Consider the following 19,379-nt stretch of genomic DNA (forward strand, 5'->3'; position numbering starts at 1 on the left):
AAGCAATAAGATGTTGATTTTGAGTATTTACCCAACAACTTCAGCAACAGCAGAAGAAAAATTGTTAGACACTTTTTCCATGAATCCTTCCCACTCCATTCCATATTTGTAAAAAGCCATTGATGAGAGCTTTTTGGTGATTATGGCATCCCTGTATGCCACTATCTCTTCTGAATTAAGGGTTTTCATGATGGCATCTTTTCCAAGTTTTGTAATCAGAATGTTAGGGATATAGTTCTCCATAATCTTCCATACAAGGGCGTCATCCATAAGAATATCCGTCAGATTCTCCTCACAGATTGACTGGAGTGCAAAAATCTGTTCGCTTGTCTTTTCCGAAAGTTCAAACAAAGGTATGGAGGTGACTTCATGTATTTTTATCAGCATTCCTGTTTCAAGGGACGAATATTTGTCAACAAGAAGCATGATATCCCTTGTCAATGCCCATTTTGTCGGAACATCTTTTAGCAGTTTTTCCTCATAATCCTCACCAAGCAGAAATGCAGTCAGAACCTCGGCAATGGAGCTGCTGAATACACCACCTTTGTTGGCAGATGAGTCTTTTATCTGCTTTATGTTTGTAGATGTTGCAATATGGCGCCTTGATGCATCATCAAAAAAGACATTGGCACCTTCAACAATGAATTTTAATTCCTGAAAATTTTGCAAAAATGCATGTACATTGGAATGGTTTATGGTGTCCTTGAATCCACCACATGGAATAAAAGCTTCAATATTGGCCTTGCTTACAAACTTGCGGCTTGAAGGATCTGTGAGGAAATTACGATGGAACATTGCTCCGTTTTCAACAAAGGTGCCATCTGGCAGGGTTATCTCCTTTGCACTTAAAGGAACCATGAATCCATCAGAGCCAAGTTTATCAACAGGAAATGCAAGGGAGTTTGCCCTTGGGGATGTGTGACGCATGAAGGCGATTTTCATAAGCTCTTTTTTGTCAAGTCCGTCAGGATCAAACAGAATTGAGCCTCCGTCAATAATAAGGCAGATTTTTCCTTTGTAGCACTGAATTTCATTTGCTCCAAGATCTCCATCAGGCCCGCCTGTCATCATGAGATTAAGGCTCTCTTCCTTTGAGTTGTAATGGGTAATCATGGTTCTGAATGAGCTCATGACGCAAGTTGTGGTCATGCCGCTTTTTTCAATGTTTTTTCCTGTTTTTTCAAATATTTTCTCCATGTCAGTGGTGACAACCACTGATTTTCCGTTTATCTGGAGATCTGTCCCTTCATCTCCTCTGTCAAAAAGGCCAAAAACATCGCCATTTTCAAACATGCCATATGTATCGTGGGGAATACCAAAGCTTTTGCCAGTTGTAATTGTTCTCCAGTATTTATAACCTCTTTCCCTTGCATGCCAGGATATGGAATCCATAAGAGGGGCAGTTCCTTCATCAGGGCCAAAAAATATCTTTTCAGGCAGGCCATAGTAGTCGATGATACTCTCATGGCCAAGCATAAGATCCATGATACCTTCTGTGTAGTCGTAAAGGGCTTCAAGGCTGTATGTTCCTGCATAATCGGCATGGGGAACCACAACTCCCTTGGAGCCGCTTTCACAGATATCTTTGTGTTTCAGTCTTTGTGCCTTTGGGCCAAGGGCATAATTGAGAAGTACTGCATTGTCAAGCTCTGCGGCATGGTTGGATGGGGTTACCCTGATCAGTCTCAAACCGCCCCTTGATATATCTCCTGCCCTCATGTGTGTTCCGCAGGCGTAATGGCCGTTCACATAAAAGATACCGTAAACAGACTGGCTAAATACAAGGGGATCAAGTATGGAGTTGTCAAAACGGAAAGCATATGATCTTTTTTCAGGCTTGTAAAAATTTGTCTTCAGTGTGCATGAGACAAAACGATACATGAATTTGAAGATGTCATATTTGAGCTTGTTTTCCATGAAACGGCCGGAGATGAGTTTGTTAAATGCCTTTCCTTTTTCCTCAAGCTGTTCCGCATCCATTCTGTTGGTTACAGAGGGGTTGAATCTGTTATCAAAAATTTCAAACAGATATTTTATAAGATCAGGATGTTTTTTTGCAGTATCCATTATGATCTCTGCAACATAGGTTGATTTGTTTGAGGTGTGAACCCTTGCTGCAAAGGCATCCTTGTAATCATCATTGGAGAGACTCTCCATTATTTCTCTGTCTGTTACGTTTTCACTTTCCTTGTATATAAACATATGTACAAAATCAACTGCATTTCCGGCAAAAAGCATCTCCTTGAAAGTGAGCGCTCCTTGTACATACAGCTCTGTGATATCACTTACACGGAATGAGAGATAGTCACAAAGATCATTTACAAGAAGAGCCTCCTTTTTGATGGAGAGCTCCCCTGCAGCATAGAGTGAGCATATTGACGAGGGCACTGATGATTTTGCAGAGTATGGCTCCCAGTATGCTCTGTTAAGAATCAGGCCGTGATCCTCAAAAAGCTTTCTGAACACCGGCAACTGGGGAGTTGGAAAGTCGCTGTTAAACAGAAGACGGGTTTCGCCTGTGGCAGGCAGGTTAAAGGATTCAATCAGAGGTATAACCGATTTTTCGCAGGATTTCAGAAAGTTTTCATATCTTCGTCTTGTGGGCTCAGGTGTTGCTTTGTAATCTCCTGCAAGGTTAAAGAGAAATCTTGATTTTTCAAAAGCCTGCTTTGTATAATCCTGAACAGTCTCCGGTCTTATTATGTATGTGTAATAGTTGCTTTTAGGACTGTAATAATATTCTCTGCGGTGGCCTGAAATAAGGTTTGCCAGAATGGCTTCCATCTTGTCTTTTGTCTCTTCGGTTGCTATGCGAACCCTCTGGACATCATTTTGGTGTTCCAGATTGAAATCAATGTCAGCCACAAGTCCGTAGAGAGTTACCTTGCCATTTTTAAAACGCATGCTGGTGGCAATGGAGGAGAGAATGTGTTTAAGGGAATCCTTTTTAATGTTTTCAAAAAAATAGTTTGGAAGCCCAAGATCATCTAAAAGGATACCGGCGGCCATGTTGATGCAGCTTGCCGTTATAAGCCCCTCCGAGGCAAGATCAATAACTGCCTCGTACAGGATTCTGGTATCAAGATTAAGGTTATGGGCCTTGTTTATGATATGGCCTGATTGCGATATTTCAGGATAATTGTCACTGGGGATTTCCATATATGCTCCTAAATAATTGAGAAATATAATATACTCAAAATCGACACCTACAACCTCTTGAGCCTTGTCAATACTGTCTGAATCAGGATTCCCAAGATTAACAGGATAAGGCAGGATTATCTATCCTGAAAATCTTTTTTATCCTGGTTATCTTGATTCAGACAAATTCAGTAACTAGAAAAAAGCAATAAGATGTCGAATTTGAGAGTATAACTCTGCCTAAATACTGAAGTTGGGTATAAGGGATAAACTCTTTTTTTTCAACTGTTTATTTCTATCTGCAATGTTAATTTTATCAGCAGGGGGTTTTATACTTTACACTTGATTTTTTAATGTTAATCATTCATGTATGACTTAATAAAAGGTCAATAATTTAAAAACATTGGGAATTCTCCTTTGAAGGAATGATAGTTGTGGAAGAACATATAAGAGATAACGATTTTTTTGTCAAAGATATGCAGCAACATGCAGATGATGAAAACAAATCTGCCAAAGATAATCAACAACTGTTGCTTAAAGAGATTGGAGAACAGCTTCCCCTGGAAAATTACAGCCATCTGATTGAAATGTGTTGCCGGAAAAGCAGTGATGGCAGTGATAATTTAATATTCAGGGCATTGAAGTTTGCCTATGAACACCATGCAGGTCAGGTCAGAAAATCAGGGGAACCATATATCAATCATCCCATTGCAGTGGCTGAAATTATTGCAGGTGATATGGGGCTAAAAGACCCTGAACTTATTGCCGCCACACTTCTGCATGACATTGTTGAAGATGTAATTTCTCTTACTCCTGGCAGCATTGAAAAGCGTTTTGGAAAAAATGTTGCCAATTTTGTGGATGGTTGTACCAAGCTTAAAATGATGAGCCTTGATCAGAGTATTAATAAGGATATGACCTATCAGAAGCTTATCAGCATGGCAAGCCGAAATCCTGAGATACTGCTTATTAAAATTGCAGACAGAATCCACAACATGCAGACTATAGGTTTTTTGAAAGAGCACAAAAGGCAGAGAATTGCCCAGGAAACCATAGAAGTGTATGCCCCACTTGCTGAAAAATTGGGGCTTTTTTCTATCAAACGTAGATTGTTTGAACTTGCATTGCGTCACAGATTTCCCAAAAAAAGCAAACGCCTCCTTAGCATATTGAAGAATTTTGAAGCATCCGGTGAAATTGCAGAGATAAGGGCACAGATATACAGGGCTTGTCAGATATTACCATTTGATGTCAGTGTAACAGGTCGGCTTAAGAACCTTTATGCATTCTACTCTTCAAGAAAAAAGACCCTTGATATTCATACTGCTGAAAACCTTGTTGATTTTACAGTTATAATTGAAAGCTCTGATAAGCTGCACTGTTATAGTACTCTGGGAGTAATCAACACAATTTTTTCTCCTGTACCTAAAAGTATCCGTGACTACATTGCCAACCCCAAAATAAATGGGTACAGAAGCCTTCATGTAAGAATTACATACAAGGATAAGCGTTATCTTATCAAGATCCGAACCTCTGAGATGGAGAGGGTTGCAAGGAGAGGATTGCTTCTTCATTGGGATGACAGGGATCAGATCCATGAATACCGTAAGGTTCTAATGGAAATTCTCAAAAGTATTGCAGAGTATGAAGGCTCACCTGTAACAAGAAAAGACATGATCGGTCAGTTGATTGAGGATGACAAGGTATTTGTCTATACCCCCCAGGGAGATATTCATTACCTGCCGGAAGGCAGCATTGTTCTTGATTTTGCCTACAAGGTACATACAACCCTTGGAGATCGCTGTCGATATGCCATGGTTAACAAGCAGAAGGTAACTCCGGCATTTATTCTCGATGATGGGGATGAGGTGGAGATATTTACCTCTAACCGTTCAAGCGAAATAACAGCGGATATTGAGGGAAAATGCAGGACTCCCAAGGCAAGGAGTGCTGTTAATAAAAAATTGCAGAAAAAAAGAGATCTCTATTCCCGAAACATTGGCAGGGATATCATGACACAGGCAATGGATCGTTATGGTCTGGATGATCAGCTTTTTAAAAGCAGTGCGCTTTCAGATTTTTTGACATACAAGGGAATTGAGAACCTGGAGCAGTTCTTTACAAGTATTGGTCAGTTCCGGCTTATGCCTGGCGAGGTTCTGTGGGAAATTGCAGAGATACACCCCAGGATGAAAAAAAGCAGATCAACCTCTTCAGGGGGGGAAACAAAAAGATTTCTTCTATCCCTTTCTGAAATTGAGAGAGATGTCCATAAATTCTCACAATGCTGTAACCCTCTGCCGGGAATGGGGTTGTGTGTGGGGCTGTTAAGCATCAATGGAGTTTCACTTCATCGTTCCCACTGTGAAAAGTACAAGGAGAGAAGGGGCTTTTCTGAAGATAAAATTGTAGATGTTACATGGGACTTAAAAACTTCATGGAAGCGTGATCTTATATTCCATATTTTGATTAAAAAGATCTCTTTACGTCTTGTTATGGAACTTCTATCCAAAATATCACATGCCGGACATATCCACAGCATTAAGGAGTCCAAAATGAGAAAAGATATTTCGGTAAAGGTAAGTTTTCACAGTTTTGAGCAGTCCCGAACTTTTTTTTCATGCTTTGAAAATGCAAATTATACGGTGGAGATTGTTGAGTATGGGAAAACTCTTTTTAATAATTCCTTCCTAAACTTTTAGGATACGGAGGCAAAATTATGGGTAATCCCGTTATGGAAGAAAAGATTGATGGCTTAACTGTCGATGAAAAGATTGAATTTTTGCATGAACTCATTCTTGGCAATCAGGAAAAGATCGTATCGGATGATTTAAAACATTATATTACTGATGTTTTCGTGACGAAATGTAGGGACAACCTTCTTAGATTGCCCCTGAAGTTTGTATGGTAAAATATTTTTATGCCAGACTATACATGTGAAGCCCATGCCAGATCAAACGCCTGATCATTTTCATTGAGGTTTGTGATGATAAGTGATGGAGTAATCCATGCCTGGTCATCAAACTCGTTTTTGTCGGCAATCTTGATTGTGGGGTAGGCTGTCTGACGTGCAATTTTTTTCACTGTCAGAAAACGTGTTCCATTTTCGCCTGATGGAATCTTGGTAAACGCAAGATGCAGTACATTGTTTCTCTGGGCGGCTTTCTGGTAATTTTCAAAATCTTCCATGTTGTACTGCTTTCCTGGCAGAATTTCCATTCTGGCCACACCCCTTGTATCCATATCAAGGGAGACATAGTAACGGTGTTCGTCAAAATCTATCTCATATCCATCATACAGAGTATATACATTGCCAAGAATGGTTATAAGTTTTTCAAAATTTTCGATTTTTCTTGCATATCTTTCGCCTTCCTCATTTTTACCCACATGGTGATAATCTGCCATAAAAAGGCAGTGTTCCGGCAGTAGTAAAAGTGCGTCCCTGTTAAACGCTTTCAATATGTATCTTGACATGATTTCACGTATCTTGGGAGCTTTGGTGGGCCTTCCTGAAACCAGAAAATATATTCCGTCAAGACTTTTTTCCCTTCTCCACTCATTGAGAAGAGAGTACTGTTTTCCAAAAAGAAGCTCCAGGAACTTGCCGAACTCTTTTTCAAGAAAACGGTCGCTGTCCCACCATTTCTCTTCATCATCTTCATGGCGGCTCTCTTTAAAGGTATCGGAAAAATACTCCCCTGCCTTTTTTTCGGAAAAGGACTCCTTTCTTTTAAGGGTTGTGGTGATGCCAAGGTCAGCATCTGCATAGGAACGCATAAGAAGGATGCTTGCATCGGTTGTCAGGCCTCCTATGTCCACATGACATACCACAAAATTGAGGGCTTTTTTCCGGTCGCCTTCACGTCGTTTCTGGGAAAACAAGGTTTCAACCTCTTTTAGATCCGGAATTCTGTCTTTTTCGCTTGAAAGATCCCAGAAAGGCATCTGTTTAATCAGATTGAGAAAATATAGTTCACATGCCCCGCTTTCATCTGCTGAAATGTTTATAAATGTCTTTTTCAGGCTTCTTAAGTTTGATGGAAGCATCTGTTTCCATTTTTTGTGTGTCAGAAGTTCCATACAGACAGAGTATATGTTTTCCCTGTAGCCGGCTCTTAAATTTTCGATGAAAAGATCCGGAACAGTGACTCTGATTTCGGTGATTACAGGAATTGCAGGGCCATTCCAGGGGCGACCCTCCCTTGGTTCTGTTATATATTTGAAGCTCTCTTCCAGTACCTTTTTAATGTAAAGACGAAATTGGGGGACATTTCCTTTGTAGGCTGCAAATTTGCCTGCAAATACAGCTTTGGCGCTTTTTACGATCTGGCTGCTTGCAACAGTTACATCCTCAAAATTTTCGATAAAGGCAAAATCCCTCTCATCACCGGATGGGGGATTTATAAACGCTGATGGAAAGCCTCCGCCTGCAATATCACCATCTCTGTAATGTACAACATATTTCCAGGTGTCTGTTATCTTTTCCCTTCCGTAGCAGCATGGCCAGCAAAGAACAGATGTTCTATATGAACCGAAATCAACAAAAAGAATGTACTCTTCACGATTATTGAGATCCCTTGGAGTTCTGCCCGCAATGGTCTCATAATAGAGGCGGTTGTCATCTTCAAGTTCCAGATGAAACTCGTTCTCTTCCTTTTTTTTGCGTTTGAAAAAATCAAAAATCATAACGGATCTCCTTGAAACTCATAACTGCTTTCGTTGAAGGTTTCTGTGGAGTTCACAGGTGTTGCGCTATAAAAATTGTGGCCTCCTTGGGATTCAGAAAATGGATTGTTTTCATGATTTTTATCTCTCCCTGAATCATTTATGTCTCCATTTTCAGATGGTTTCATTGATATTCCAAAGATGTCAACATCCCCGCGTATCAATGCGTTGGGAACGTAAAGTGCTGCTATATTCATTATTATATAGACAAGATCCTCTTCACGGGTGCTTATAAAGTTTTTTCCCTCGTGATCAAGGCGGTTTACAATATTTTTCCACATCACATCTGCCATTGCCCTGCATCTGTCATCTTCATCAAAAAACTGGATAAGGTATTGATAAATGATTCCTGCCCAGAATCTTTGATGGTTATCCACAATTCCGTCTGTCTGGATGGAGATTTCGTTTTTAAAAAAGGTACGGATATCCCTGTAACGACCATTTATAATGGCCAGGCGAATCTTTTCCCTGACCTCTTTGACCTCGTCATAGCTCTCAATTTCATTTAGGCACTCATTGGCGGCTGTGAGGCACGATTCTGCTTCAACCATCCAGGGTTTCAGGAAAATGTTGTCAAGGGCATCCTGTATGTTGGAGTTCTGGCAGATCTCCTCGAGCAGTTTGCGAGACCAAGTGATACCGCCGTCAAGTTCAATGTTATATCGGATCTCATGGACATCTTTGTAACGGCTTAAGTGTCTTATCCAGGAAGTGACATGGGGGCCTGGTTCACTGAAGGTTACAGGATAGGTTCGGTTGTATGGATTGATAAGCTGAATTGTGGTGTCAAAAGACTTATGACTTTTAAAATCAGCAGCAATATCTTTTTCAACATGTGTATTTCCGCAATAGCCCGATATGGCACTTCCACCCTGAAGGGAGAGTACAAGCGGAAGTTTATTGCCGGAGTAGCTTGTTTTAAGAATCTCTCCATATTTTTTAAGAATTATATCCATTGGATGACCTGGCGGAATTGCCACCTTGTGCTGGAAACATGCCACAAGAATGCCAGGATATCTTGCAAGATTATGTATCAGGTTTCTCTGGAAGGTCTGGTGAAGTGTACGCTGTGCCTCCTGTGCATCTGCTCCCTCCTTGATACCTGGATATTCTATTATAGGCAGTGTCATCGGGGTCTCATCTTCCGGCAGCAGCACCTGTATCAGGTAATCATCCGGAACCGCTCCCATGGAGAGATCGTAAAGCCTTGCAAAATCATCTGCGGAAAGATCATTGTGCAGAATTTCTCCGGAGCTTATGGCAATTTGCCTTATTGTCAGACGTGCCACATTTGATGATGGTTCCACAAGGCATGGAACTGCTGTATTTTCTGATGTGTTGTGTACTTTTACGGCAAAAAGTTTTCTCAGATCATCATTGTCAAAAAGATCTAAAAGATAGCTTGTCTTGAATGACTTGTCAGTTCCTGTAATATGTACATAGACTGGCGAATCAACAGCCGGAACAGATGCAAGGCACTGTCTGCACTGCTTGATGATAGGAGTTGTATTTACTGCATGGTCAGACGAGACATTAATAAGCCTGTTAACGATTTGTTCAATATTGTCTTTTAACCTAAGAATACGGTTTTCTTTCAGGTTCATTTTTGGGGTATTACTCCTGACATTATTATCCCCAAAGCAGCCTGAACTTTGGGGAGATTTTTGTAAAACAGCGATGTTGATTTATAACGGCCATGGCAGACCCTTGTGCCACAACGAAGTATGAAGGTCTTTTTAAAACAGCCTTTTATTGAGACTTTCTAATAAAATAATCAGTGGATTTCAACAATCTGATATCCACCATCCCCTGATTCCACAATTTTAAGTACCCTTTTGCCAATGGCAAACTCCATCCCCTTGATGTCATGGCGGTAGCTGAATGTTATGCTGTCACTGTAAACCATAAAGGCAAAAGGAGTGAAAAGATTGATATCAGCTTTTTCAAATCTGACTGATTCACCAGAGGCCAGGGTGGCACGGAATCTGTCTGCTTCTCTGAAAATATTGACAATGCTACTTTTTCCAGGACTTATGTTGATGGCCTGGGTGGATGTACTGTCATCCCTTGAGAGCTGGACAAGAGATGTGTTGAGCTGTATGGGGTCACGCTTCAGAGTTACACTGTTGTTCTTTTCAAAGGATGTTCTGGTTATTACATTAGAGAGGACAAGGGCTGTAAGAGGATCATAGCACTGGATTCCATATTTACCCTTTGAATCTTCCATGAGAAGTTCCCTGTGCACTGCAACCGGAAAATCTCCTTTAAAAGGTTCCAGTTCAAGCTCATCAATTTTGCGGTCAATTACTTCCAGCTTAAATGTCTGTCCGATTTTTTCAGTAAAATAACCAATTGCATCACGGGTGAGATTCAAGGTTTTTTTGTTATATTCATCAATCAGGTACCACTGAAATGTTTCATTGTCGCTTTTCTCCATTGCCATAAGTCTGCGGCTGACATCAGTTGGTATCAGTGTGGATTCTCCACGCCTGAAGAAAGCTGCAAAATTGACCTTTCCGCTGCTGTTGCGCCTGACAAGCATGTACCAGTCAATGTCTTCAACAGGTTCATCCACCTTGAGAGGGGTAAATGTATAAACATCAGAAAGGAAATTTTTAAGACGAACGTTTATGTTTTCATTTTTTAGCATATCGGAAAAATTCTGGTTGTCCCTGATACGCTGATAATCGTTATAAGAGACCATATTGTCTGTTAGAAACTGGTTTACAGCAGGAGGATCAACATTGAGATCCCCTACTTTAAAATAGAAAATGTTGCTTGAAAAACCAGACTCTTCACATGAGTATATTCTGGAGAGCCTTCCAAACTCTGTATCTTCAAGTTTTGATCTGTAGCTGCTAATGGCTGCTTTGACCTGTTCGTTGTAGTTGAAATATACAAACAGTACAAGTCGTGTACCTCTGTAATTCTCACTGCTGTTGCTGTCTTTGTAAAAATCTTTGTTAATACAAGCAAGAGTATCACTTACATATTCAGGTTTTAGCAACTCCTTTGCAATAAGCTGGCGATCAACAACATCTGATGATAGCCATTCATAAACTTCAGGAAACATGGTATGGTAAAACTTCATCTCTTCAGACTCTCTGCCGGGAAGCAGCTTACCCATGTTAAGGGATTTACCACTTATAAAATGCTTGTAGCCGTAATAGCCCATGCTCCCTATCAATCCTGCAATGAGCAGAATTACAAGGAGTTTTAGCAGAATGCTCAACCCAGGTCCGCTTTTTTGAAGTTCTGTAAGAAGGTGTATTGCCCGTGATTGCCCTGTGGCGGCATTTCGATAGACAATATTGGCACCAAATGCAACTAAAGGTTTTTTCTTTTCTATTGATCTAAAAAATACCCATGATGACCCGATATTGTCACCGCGTGTTATTCTGAGCTTGAGGTATTCAATGAACTCTTTTTTTTCACTTCCTGACAGTTTTGACATGGGTACAGGAAGCATTCCCGGCTCCAGTTGAATTCTGCCATCCACATTAATTATTCTGACATCCAGATTGGTTGTGACGCTCTGATATCTTCTTACATCCTGAAACAGGCTGCATTCATCCGGTATAACAGCTTCAAAAACAAGAGGGTATTCCTGAATTTTGTTTACCGGCAATTCAAATATCTCAAAACGATTCATGTACAACTCCTGTATGGCTTTTGCCTGCCTTATTTTTTAAAAGGATTTAAAGGCATTTGCTTATGGTTGTGCCTACAACATAAAATCCATTATTCTACCTGTTATTAGAATGTTTTGCAATAAATATTAAAAATCAAATCACGTCGTTATCCACACTTTTTTACAGGAGGCAATCCAAATTTATTTTTATTTTTTGTAAAAAAAAATTGATAAGATCTGTTTTTACATTAAAAAAAACAAACTATTGCGGCATCTTTCATTTATCGGTTTACACTTTTTTTGAACCATGATTTTCATGATTAAGGGATTATCCTGATTTTTCATCATGTGTTAATCCTTAAATTGTGATTCAAAATATTTCGAAAAGTGTAATATGGTATGATATTTGCTTTTTTAGAGTTGCGGTAAGGTGAAATTATTTTTTTGATATTAAAACAGTTGATTTAGTAACTTATCAGGCTAAGGAGTGTCATTGTGGGAAATATTTGTGTAGCTAAAAAATTTGGCAATATTACAGCAGATGCCGTTGTTGTGGGTGGAGGAATTGTTGGAACTTCAACTGCCTTTTGGCTTTCAAAGGCAGGCATGAAAGTTGTTTTGCTGGAGATGCGTGATGCTCTTTCATCCTTGACCACAGCCGCAAGTGTGGAGTGTTTTCGTACCCAGTTCACTGAAAAATCAATGGCCGATCTTGCTCTTGAAAGTGTAGGCATGTTTGAAAATTTCGGTGAAGTTACCGGAATTCCGGATATTGATATTGGCATTACCCAGAGAGGATATCTATTTGTAACTGATAGTGCAGATATGATTCCTGATCTTGAAAAGGCAGTTGCCCGTTACCATGAGCTTGGGGTTAAGGACGCAGAGTTTCTTTCTGGTCAGGATCTTCATGGGCGGTTTCCTTTTCTTTCACCAGAATCCCTTGCAGCAACATACAATCAAAAGGATGGATGGCTTTCAACACATGAGGCAACCTATGGTTTTGCAAAGGGGAGTGCAAATGCAGATTTCTACACAAAAACAAAGGTGACAGATATCGTTGTTGATGCACAAGGTGTTTCCCTTGTTGAAACGGATATGGGCAATATTCATACAAGGCTTGTGGTCAACTGTGCAGGACCCTTTGCAGGAAATATAGGCAGGATGGCAGGTCTTGAGATGCCATTAAGAACTGTTAGACGCCAGAAGTGCTATATCAAGGTTGATCCGGCACTTCTTCCGGAAAAAGCTCCGTTTATGGTGGATCTATTGAACCATTCATACTGGCGACCTGAAGCCGGTGGTCTTTTGTGTGCCTGGGTTGATCCTGATGAGCCTGATAGCGAACCCCGTGAAGATCTGCCAACGGATTGGGATTTTGCAGCAGAATCTATTCACAGGGTATCAAGACTCAATCCCTTTTTTGAAACAGTTGCAGATAAAATTGTGGCATCTGATATTGATGTTTCTGCAGGCATGTATGTTTACACTCCGGATGACAAGCCTGTTATCGGCCCTTCCGGTGAAGTTGAAGGTCTGCATCTAAATTGTGGTTACTGGTGTGGTGTGATGATGTCTCCAGGAGCTGGAAAACGGGTGGCAGATATTGCTACAGGCAAAATGGATAACAGTGATAATCCTCTTCGCTATTCCCGTTTTGCAGAAGGAGTGGTTGAAAAGGGTGCTACATTTCTGAAATAAGAACTATAGCTTTAAAGAAAAATATTATCTTTTTTGGTAATAAAATTGATACAGATAACAGATATTTAGGCTTTCCCATTATCGATTTAATTATCTGGAATACTATATTTGTCTGTAGTGCCCCAGATCAGTGGATGACTCTCTGGAAATACTTTTCGGCAGAGTCATCATTTTATCAAATCAAGGGATTTGGGATACCACCCTCTCTTTGATATGTTCATCAGTTTTTTATGAAATCTATAAACAGCTTCACAAGAGGTGATAATGTTCGTTTTCTGTGTGTTGTAAGATAGAAATGTCGCTTGAGGTTCACACCCTTTATTGAAAAACTTTTTAGCTTTCCAGCTTCAAGATACTCCTGAACAGCAATTTGTGAAACAATGGAGATACCGGCATTTTTTAATATTCCCTGGATAACGGATGCATTACTGCCAAGACGACTCCTTATTACAAGCTGATCAATATTGAAGCCTGCATCAGCCATTGCCTTTGAGATGGAATCCCATGTTCCTGAGCCTTTTTCCCTTCCGATAAAAGGCTCTTTTAAAAGCATCTCAATCTCAATTTCTCTGTTTTCATTATTTGCCCATGGGTGGGATGCCGGAACCACAAGTTTCATTTCATCATCAATTAGTTTTTCCTGCTTTAAATAGATATTATCAACCTTTGCACCCACAATTCCTGCTTCAACCTCTCCTTCAAGAATGGCATTTTTTATCTCCGAGGTATCTCCTGTTATGACGCACAGTGATATATCCGGATAATCGCGGCTGAATGCCCCTATGAAGTCAGGAATAATGTATGTTGCAGGAATACTGCTGCCCCCAAATGTAAGCTCTCCACGGGCATGTCCTAAAAAGGCACTCATGGCAGACTCGGTTTCATCTTTAAGCTGGAGAAGTTTTCTGGAGTAAGAGTAAAGAATCTCTCCTGCCTTTGTGGGCAGCGCTTCGCGTCCCATTCTGTCAACCAGACGGCATCCAAAGTGCTCCTCAAGTTCCTTTATATGGCTGCTCACCGTGGGCTGTGAGAGGAAAATTGCATCTCCTGCCCTTGAAAAACTCTTTTGATCAACAACATTGACAAATACCTTTAGTTGCCATAAATCCATTGCCATCTGGCCTCCAATGAATACAAAAATGCTGAAATCGGACTTCTTACGAGGGTATCAACCATTAAGAAGCGGAAATTTTTCCTTCATCTTACACTTTACAGGGTGTGGAACCATTCCTGTAATATCTCCTCCAAAAGTGGCAACTTCCTTTATTATGGAAGAGCTTGTAAATATCCATCTTAGACCTGTCATAAGAAAGATGGTCTGGACATCTCTACTCAGTTTGCGGTTCATCAAGGTCATCTGGAACTCATTTTCAAAATCGGAAATAGCTCTCATACCCCTTACTATGGCTGTGGCGTTTTTTTGCCTGGCATAATCCACAAGAAGTCCTTCAAATGAATCGACAAGGATAGAGTTGTTATTGGGAAAGGTTTGTCTTATCAGATCAAGGCGCTCATCTACTGAAAAAAGGGCTTTTTTGGTGGGATTATATAGAACCGCCACAATTACCTTGTCAAAGATTTTCATGGCCCGCTCAATGACATCCACATGACCATTGGTTAAAGGATCAAATGACCCGGGATAGATTGCAATTCTTTCATTGTTTTCCATAATGATTTTTCCTTCAGATACCTGACTGTTCCACAGGCGTTAAAAAAGAGACAACTGTTTTTCCATATTTTCTCTGGTCATAAAGCTTAACCCTTTCAAGCTCCCCTGGAATCGGTTCTCCTGGTGCATGTTCAATAATGATAACAGCGTCTGAAGCAAGGGTGTCAAGCAGGGTATTATTGTCAAGGGTGGCGGAGACAAAGCCCTTGTTATAGGGGGGATCCATGAAAAGCAGATTAAACTTTTCTGAAGTCAACTGGTATGGCAAGGAGGCTTTTGACAGATCACATGTTATAATTGTGGATTGGCTTGTCATTTTGCATAGCTCAGTATTTTGTCTGATAATGCGGCAAGATTGTCTTGAAACATCTGCAAAAATTGCTGATCGTGCTCCCCGGCTTAAGCTCTCAATTCCCAAAGCTCCGGTTCCGGCAAAAAGATCCAGAACAGAAGCCCCTTTAACCATCTCTCCAAGGATATTAAAAACAGATTCCCTGACCCTGTCTGATGTGGGCCTTATGGAGTTGTTTCCCGGGGATATAAGTTTTCTGCCCCGACATGTTCCGCTTATAATTCTCATCTTTTGTGTTGCTTTTATAGTTTAATGGTTTGTAATTTTATCGAGAAAATGACTATCATTTTTATATTTGGGGATGATTGATGCGTAATCAGTCATGTCCGTTTAGGAGTCCATCATGTTTACCCGTTGTTGTCATTGTTGCCTATGAGAGCAGATATGTAAAATGGTGCGACTCCGGTGATCTTTGCAGCAGCTTCAATATCTCCGTCTGCATGATGAACTTTCTGTTTGAGAAACTCCTTTTCAAAGGCTTTCCTTGCATCTTCAAGTTTTTCAATTGCAAATAACGCCCGTCTTTCAGGAAGCTCTCTTTGTCTGGGCTCATCAGCAATTTTGTTATAGGGTTCCGGTATATCCTTGCAGCTTATGGTCTCTTCAGTTACCATGATACATAACCTTTCCACAAGGTTTTTAAGCTCCCTGACATTACCTGGCCAGTCATGTTTTTTTAGAAGTTCAAGTGCATCATGGGTTATTTCCTTTTCATTTTCCTTATTCTCCTTTGCACATGCTGCAAGAAAAATTTTTACAAGAATGGGAATATCCTCAAGACGATCCCTTAAGGGCGGCACTTCAACAGGTATTACATTTAGCCTGTAATAGAGGTCTTCTCTGAATCTCCCATGTTTGATTTCATGGACAAGGTTTTTGTTGGTTGCTGTAATGAGTCGGACATCAACATGTATGGTACGTCCACCACCCACCCGTTGAAAAGTGCTTGATTCAATTGTCCTTAAAATTTTTGCCTGGGTTTTGAGGTTCATGTCTCCGATTTCGTCAAGAAAGAGCGTTCCACCTGATGCAAGCTCGAATTTGCCCCTGTTTTTTGCATGTGCTTCAGGAAATGCTCCCCGTTCATGGCCAAAAAGTTCACTGTCAATGTGTTCTTCAGGAATGGCAGCACAGTTTACAATAATAAAAGGCTCTTCCGGTCTTTTGCTGAGTTGATGAAGTGTCCTGGCCACAAGCTCCTTTCCGGTTCCGTTTTCTCCTGTGATCAGAACCGGTGCATCAGATGGTGCAGCATTCATGATTTTAAGGTTGAGCGCCTGAACCGCAGAACTCTGGCCGTTGATGGAGTGTTTCTCAATGGCTTTTTTTCTCAGATAACGGTTCTCTTCTTCAAGTTTCCGGAAATTCAGGGCATTGTTGATGGTTACAATAACCCTGTCAATGGACAGGGGTTTTTCCAGAAAATCGAACGCTCCGGATCGGGTGGCATCAACAGCCGCTTCAATGGTTCCATGACCTGTTATCATCACCACCGGAAGATTGGGAAAGTTGTTCTTGATCTCCTTGAGGGTCTCAATACCATCAATGCCGGGCATCCAGATATCAAGAAGAATTATATCCGGCGAGTGCTGTTCAACCATTTTAAGGGCTTCATATCCATTAAATGCATGAAACACCTCAAATCCTTCATCTGATAAAATGCCCTCAAGGGACTCTATTATGGATTCGTTATCATCAACTATCAATATTGCCGGAAACATATGAACCTCTTTGTATTGGTTTGGCAAGTTTTTTATTATTAGAAAGTCTCCATAACTGCTTGTTTTTAAAATGACTTTCAATTCTCAGATTATGGTGGGTATCTGCCATGTGCGTTAATAATGAATCTGTTGTAGTGATGTGCCTCTTTTTAGAACAGCCCGCAGTTGAGTGGTACCGCTTTCAGCTTTCCACAGGTAGTTCTATGATAAATTTTGCGCCTGCCGGTTTATTGTCCTGCACCCGTATCATCCCTTTGTGACCGGTTATGATGGAGTTTACAATGGCAAGTCCCAGTCCCATACCGGATTTTTTTGTGGAAAAATAGGGTTCAAAAAGTTTTGTCTTTTCAGAATCGGGAATTCCTTTGCCATTATCAGCAACTTCAATGCGGATAAGCTGGTGTAAGGTATCGTATGAGATATCAATTGTGATGATCCCCTTTTTGTTTACAGCAGCCACAGCATTGTCAAGAAGGTTTATGAAAGCCTGCTTCATCTGTTGGCGGTCAAGCTGCATTTCAGGAAGATCAGCAGGCCTTTGTGAGAAACGGATATCAACTGATTCAAGGCCATCCTGGTAAAGGGCGATGCTCTCCTTTGCAATTTTTTCTATTCTGCATGGCAGAAGGCGCGTATCCGGAAATTTTGCAAATGTTGAAAATTCGTTTACAAGATTTCTAATAAGATCAACATGTTCCACAATTGTCTGGGTACATTGGTCAAAGACCTCTTCTTGAACTATTCCTGAATATTTACGCTTCAGCCTTTGGGCAGACAGCTTTATGGGAGTCAGCGGATTTTTAACCTCATGGGCAATCCGTCTTGCAACCTCCCTCCATGCAACCATTCTCTGGGCCTTTTCAATCTCAGTCATGTCATCAAAGACCATTACTGTTCCCACATTCTCTCCTCTGTCGTTTTTAAGGGCATTGAAGTGGGTTGAAAAATATCTTGGAGTACCTCCAATGGATACAGTCAGTGGAAATTCCACACTGGTAAGTTTTGCAGGAAGCTCCTTTGATATCTTTTCTGCAAGTTTCAGGTGTTCTCCCTTGAGAACCTTTAAGTAGTGGTTCCCCAGAATTTCAGAAGCACTTATATAAAGAAGGGTTTCAGCAGCTTTGTTGATGGTTGTGATAACCCCTGATTTATCCACGGAAATGACACCTGCCGAGATATTTTTAAGGACAATCTCCATATATTGGCGGCTCTCTTCTATTGCCCTGTTCTGCTGCTGCATCAACTCCCTTGATCTTGCAAGTTTTGCCCGTCCGGTTGCAAGTTCCCGTGTCATTGAGTTAAAAGATTCAATTAATGTTGCGAGTTCATCATCAGCCTTGAAATCAATGGTGTAGCTTAAATCACCCTGGGTTACCCTCTGGGTACCCTCGGCAAACATCATGATGGGGATGGTTATGGATTTTGCAAGATAAAAACCAAACCATACAGCACAGAAAACCACTAAAAGCGCCACAATGGATAGAGCAATATAGTTTGATACTTCAACCGGCCTTTTAAGAAGAGTCAACTGCTGGTACTCCTCAACCCCCCTGGATATGGATGCAAGGGCTGTGGAAAGTTCCGGTGATATCATGGTTGTCATAACCAGAAACCCCAGTGCATTGTCGGTTTTGGATGCAAAGGGAACAGATATAATGGTTCTTATCAATTCTCCGGTGGAACTCTCTTCGGTTATACTGCGAAAAGATTTTTCAAAGGGAATCTGCATAAGTTCGTCGCTTGTCAATGTACCGAAATTCTGTTTGTCAAGTTCAGAAGATATGGAGAGGGCAAAGCGCCTTGCATCCGTGGTATAAAATTCAACAGCATGGAGACCATATAAGTCCTGAAAACCTGAAAGATAGTCTGTCAAGGCAATGCTTTTGCTGTTATGCTCAATGGAGTCTTCAATGTACAGGTTTTTCATTGATGCAATGTGTTCTGCTGCCTGTTTTCCAAAAAACAGATTTTTCTCTTCCATATGACGGTAGAGCTGGCGTCCCACTGACAAAGAGTTATCAAGGGTCTGCTCCACCGGCGCATTGAACCAGAAAGCAAGGCTTGCAGAGATAAAATGGATGGAGAAGAAAAATAGAACGCTTGTGGGTACAAGGGAGAGGGTTATAAAAGCTGCCACAAGCTTTGTCTTGAAGCGTGTACCAAGGATGTTGTTCTTTTTTTCGTAATAGAGTTTGGCAAGGTTTCTGAAGACAAGAAGAATAAGTGCAAGAAGCAAAAGCAGATTGGTATTGATGAGAATGAACATCAAAACTGCATTGGAGATGGGGATGGCATTCCCAAGATCTGTTACTCTCATCTCGGCAATGGTCAAAAGAACCACAGCAACAAGGATGGCAACAATCAGGAAAATTTCCTTTTTGCGCTTTTTTTTCTCCAGTATCTGGTCAGAAATCATAAGTGTAAACCGGTAAATGAAGTATG

Annotated in this window: 12 protein-coding genes; 3 read left to right on the forward strand and 9 right to left on the reverse strand. The window is 40.8% G+C overall.

The features are described from left to right. Positions 1–27: 27 nt before the first annotated feature. Positions 28–3,159 (reverse strand): NAD-glutamate dehydrogenase domain-containing protein, encoded by a 3,132-nt coding sequence (locus MTBBW1_RS15165; protein ID WP_080804620.1) that lies wholly within the window; start codon positions 3,157–3,159, stop codon positions 28–30. Positions 3,160–3,572: 413 nt separating this feature from the next. Here MTBBW1_RS15165 and MTBBW1_RS15170 point away from each other — a divergent pair, with 413 nt between their 5' ends. Both MTBBW1_RS15170 and MTBBW1_RS15175 read left to right on the forward strand, forming a co-directional pair. Continuing rightward, positions 3,573–5,840, forward strand: a complete 2,268-nt coding sequence (locus MTBBW1_RS15170) for an HD domain-containing protein (protein WP_186441345.1) — start codon at positions 3,573–3,575, stop codon at positions 5,838–5,840. Between the two features lie 17 nt (positions 5,841–5,857). Continuing rightward, positions 5,858–6,049: a hypothetical protein gene (locus tag MTBBW1_RS15175; RefSeq protein ID WP_080804622.1), complete on the forward strand. Its 192-nt coding sequence runs from the start codon at positions 5,858–5,860 to the stop codon at positions 6,047–6,049. 17 nt (positions 6,050–6,066) lie between these two features. Here the strand turns inward: MTBBW1_RS15175 and MTBBW1_RS15180 are convergent, their stop codons facing one another. From MTBBW1_RS15180 to MTBBW1_RS15190, 3 genes are all read right to left on the reverse strand, one after another. Further along, entirely contained in the window at positions 6,067–7,824 is a 1,758-nt protein-coding gene (locus MTBBW1_RS15180; protein WP_080804623.1) for a hypothetical protein, read from the reverse strand. Further along, the gene (locus MTBBW1_RS15185; protein ID WP_186441347.1) at positions 7,821–9,467 is read right to left on the reverse strand and encodes a hypothetical protein; all 1,647 of its coding nucleotides are present in this window, start codon (positions 9,465–9,467) and stop codon (positions 7,821–7,823) included. Before MTBBW1_RS15185 ends, MTBBW1_RS15180 begins: the two co-directional genes overlap by 4 nt. 170 nt (positions 9,468–9,637) lie before the next feature. Beyond that, entirely contained in the window at positions 9,638–11,515 is a 1,878-nt protein-coding gene (locus MTBBW1_RS15190; RefSeq protein ID WP_080804624.1) for a hypothetical protein, read from the reverse strand. Positions 11,516–11,989: 474 nt separating this feature from the next. Here MTBBW1_RS15190 and MTBBW1_RS15195 point away from each other — a divergent pair, with 474 nt between their 5' ends. Continuing rightward, on the forward strand, positions 11,990–13,195 hold the full coding sequence (locus MTBBW1_RS15195) for an NAD(P)/FAD-dependent oxidoreductase (protein ID WP_186441349.1): 1,206 nt from the start codon (positions 11,990–11,992) through the stop codon (positions 13,193–13,195). Positions 13,196–13,415: 220 nt separating this feature from the next. Here MTBBW1_RS15195 and MTBBW1_RS15200 read toward each other — a convergent pair whose 3' ends face one another. The 5 genes from MTBBW1_RS15200 to MTBBW1_RS15220 all read right to left on the reverse strand — a co-directional run bounded on the left by MTBBW1_RS15200 (position 13,416) and on the right by MTBBW1_RS15220 (position 19,353). Beyond that, positions 13,416–14,312: a selenium metabolism-associated LysR family transcriptional regulator gene (locus MTBBW1_RS15200; protein ID WP_342743915.1), complete on the reverse strand. Its 897-nt coding sequence runs from the start codon at positions 14,310–14,312 to the stop codon at positions 13,416–13,418. Between the two features lie 51 nt (positions 14,313–14,363). Further along, positions 14,364–14,864 carry a pantetheine-phosphate adenylyltransferase gene (gene coaD, locus MTBBW1_RS15205; protein ID WP_080804626.1) on the reverse strand — a complete coding sequence of 167 codons (501 nt, stop codon included), beginning with the start codon at positions 14,862–14,864 and terminating at the stop codon, positions 14,364–14,366. Positions 14,865–14,877: 13 nt separating this feature from the next. After that, positions 14,878–15,462, reverse strand: coding sequence for a 16S rRNA (guanine(966)-N(2))-methyltransferase RsmD (gene rsmD / locus MTBBW1_RS15210; protein WP_342743921.1), 585 nt, complete (start codon positions 15,460–15,462; stop codon positions 14,878–14,880). 101 nt (positions 15,463–15,563) lie between these two features. Then, positions 15,564–16,937 carry a sigma-54-dependent transcriptional regulator gene (locus tag MTBBW1_RS15215; RefSeq protein ID WP_080804628.1) on the reverse strand — a complete coding sequence of 458 codons (1,374 nt, stop codon included), beginning with the start codon at positions 16,935–16,937 and terminating at the stop codon, positions 15,564–15,566. 181 nt (positions 16,938–17,118) lie between these two features. Then, the gene (locus tag MTBBW1_RS15220; RefSeq protein WP_080804629.1) at positions 17,119–19,353 is read right to left on the reverse strand and encodes an ATP-binding protein; all 2,235 of its coding nucleotides are present in this window, start codon (positions 19,351–19,353) and stop codon (positions 17,119–17,121) included. Positions 19,354–19,379: the final 26 nt, after the last annotated feature.

It is taken from the genome of Desulfamplus magnetovallimortis, from assembly GCF_900170035.1.
GTDB lineage: Bacteria > Desulfobacterota > Desulfobacteria > Desulfobacterales > Desulfobacteraceae > Desulfamplus > Desulfamplus magnetovallimortis.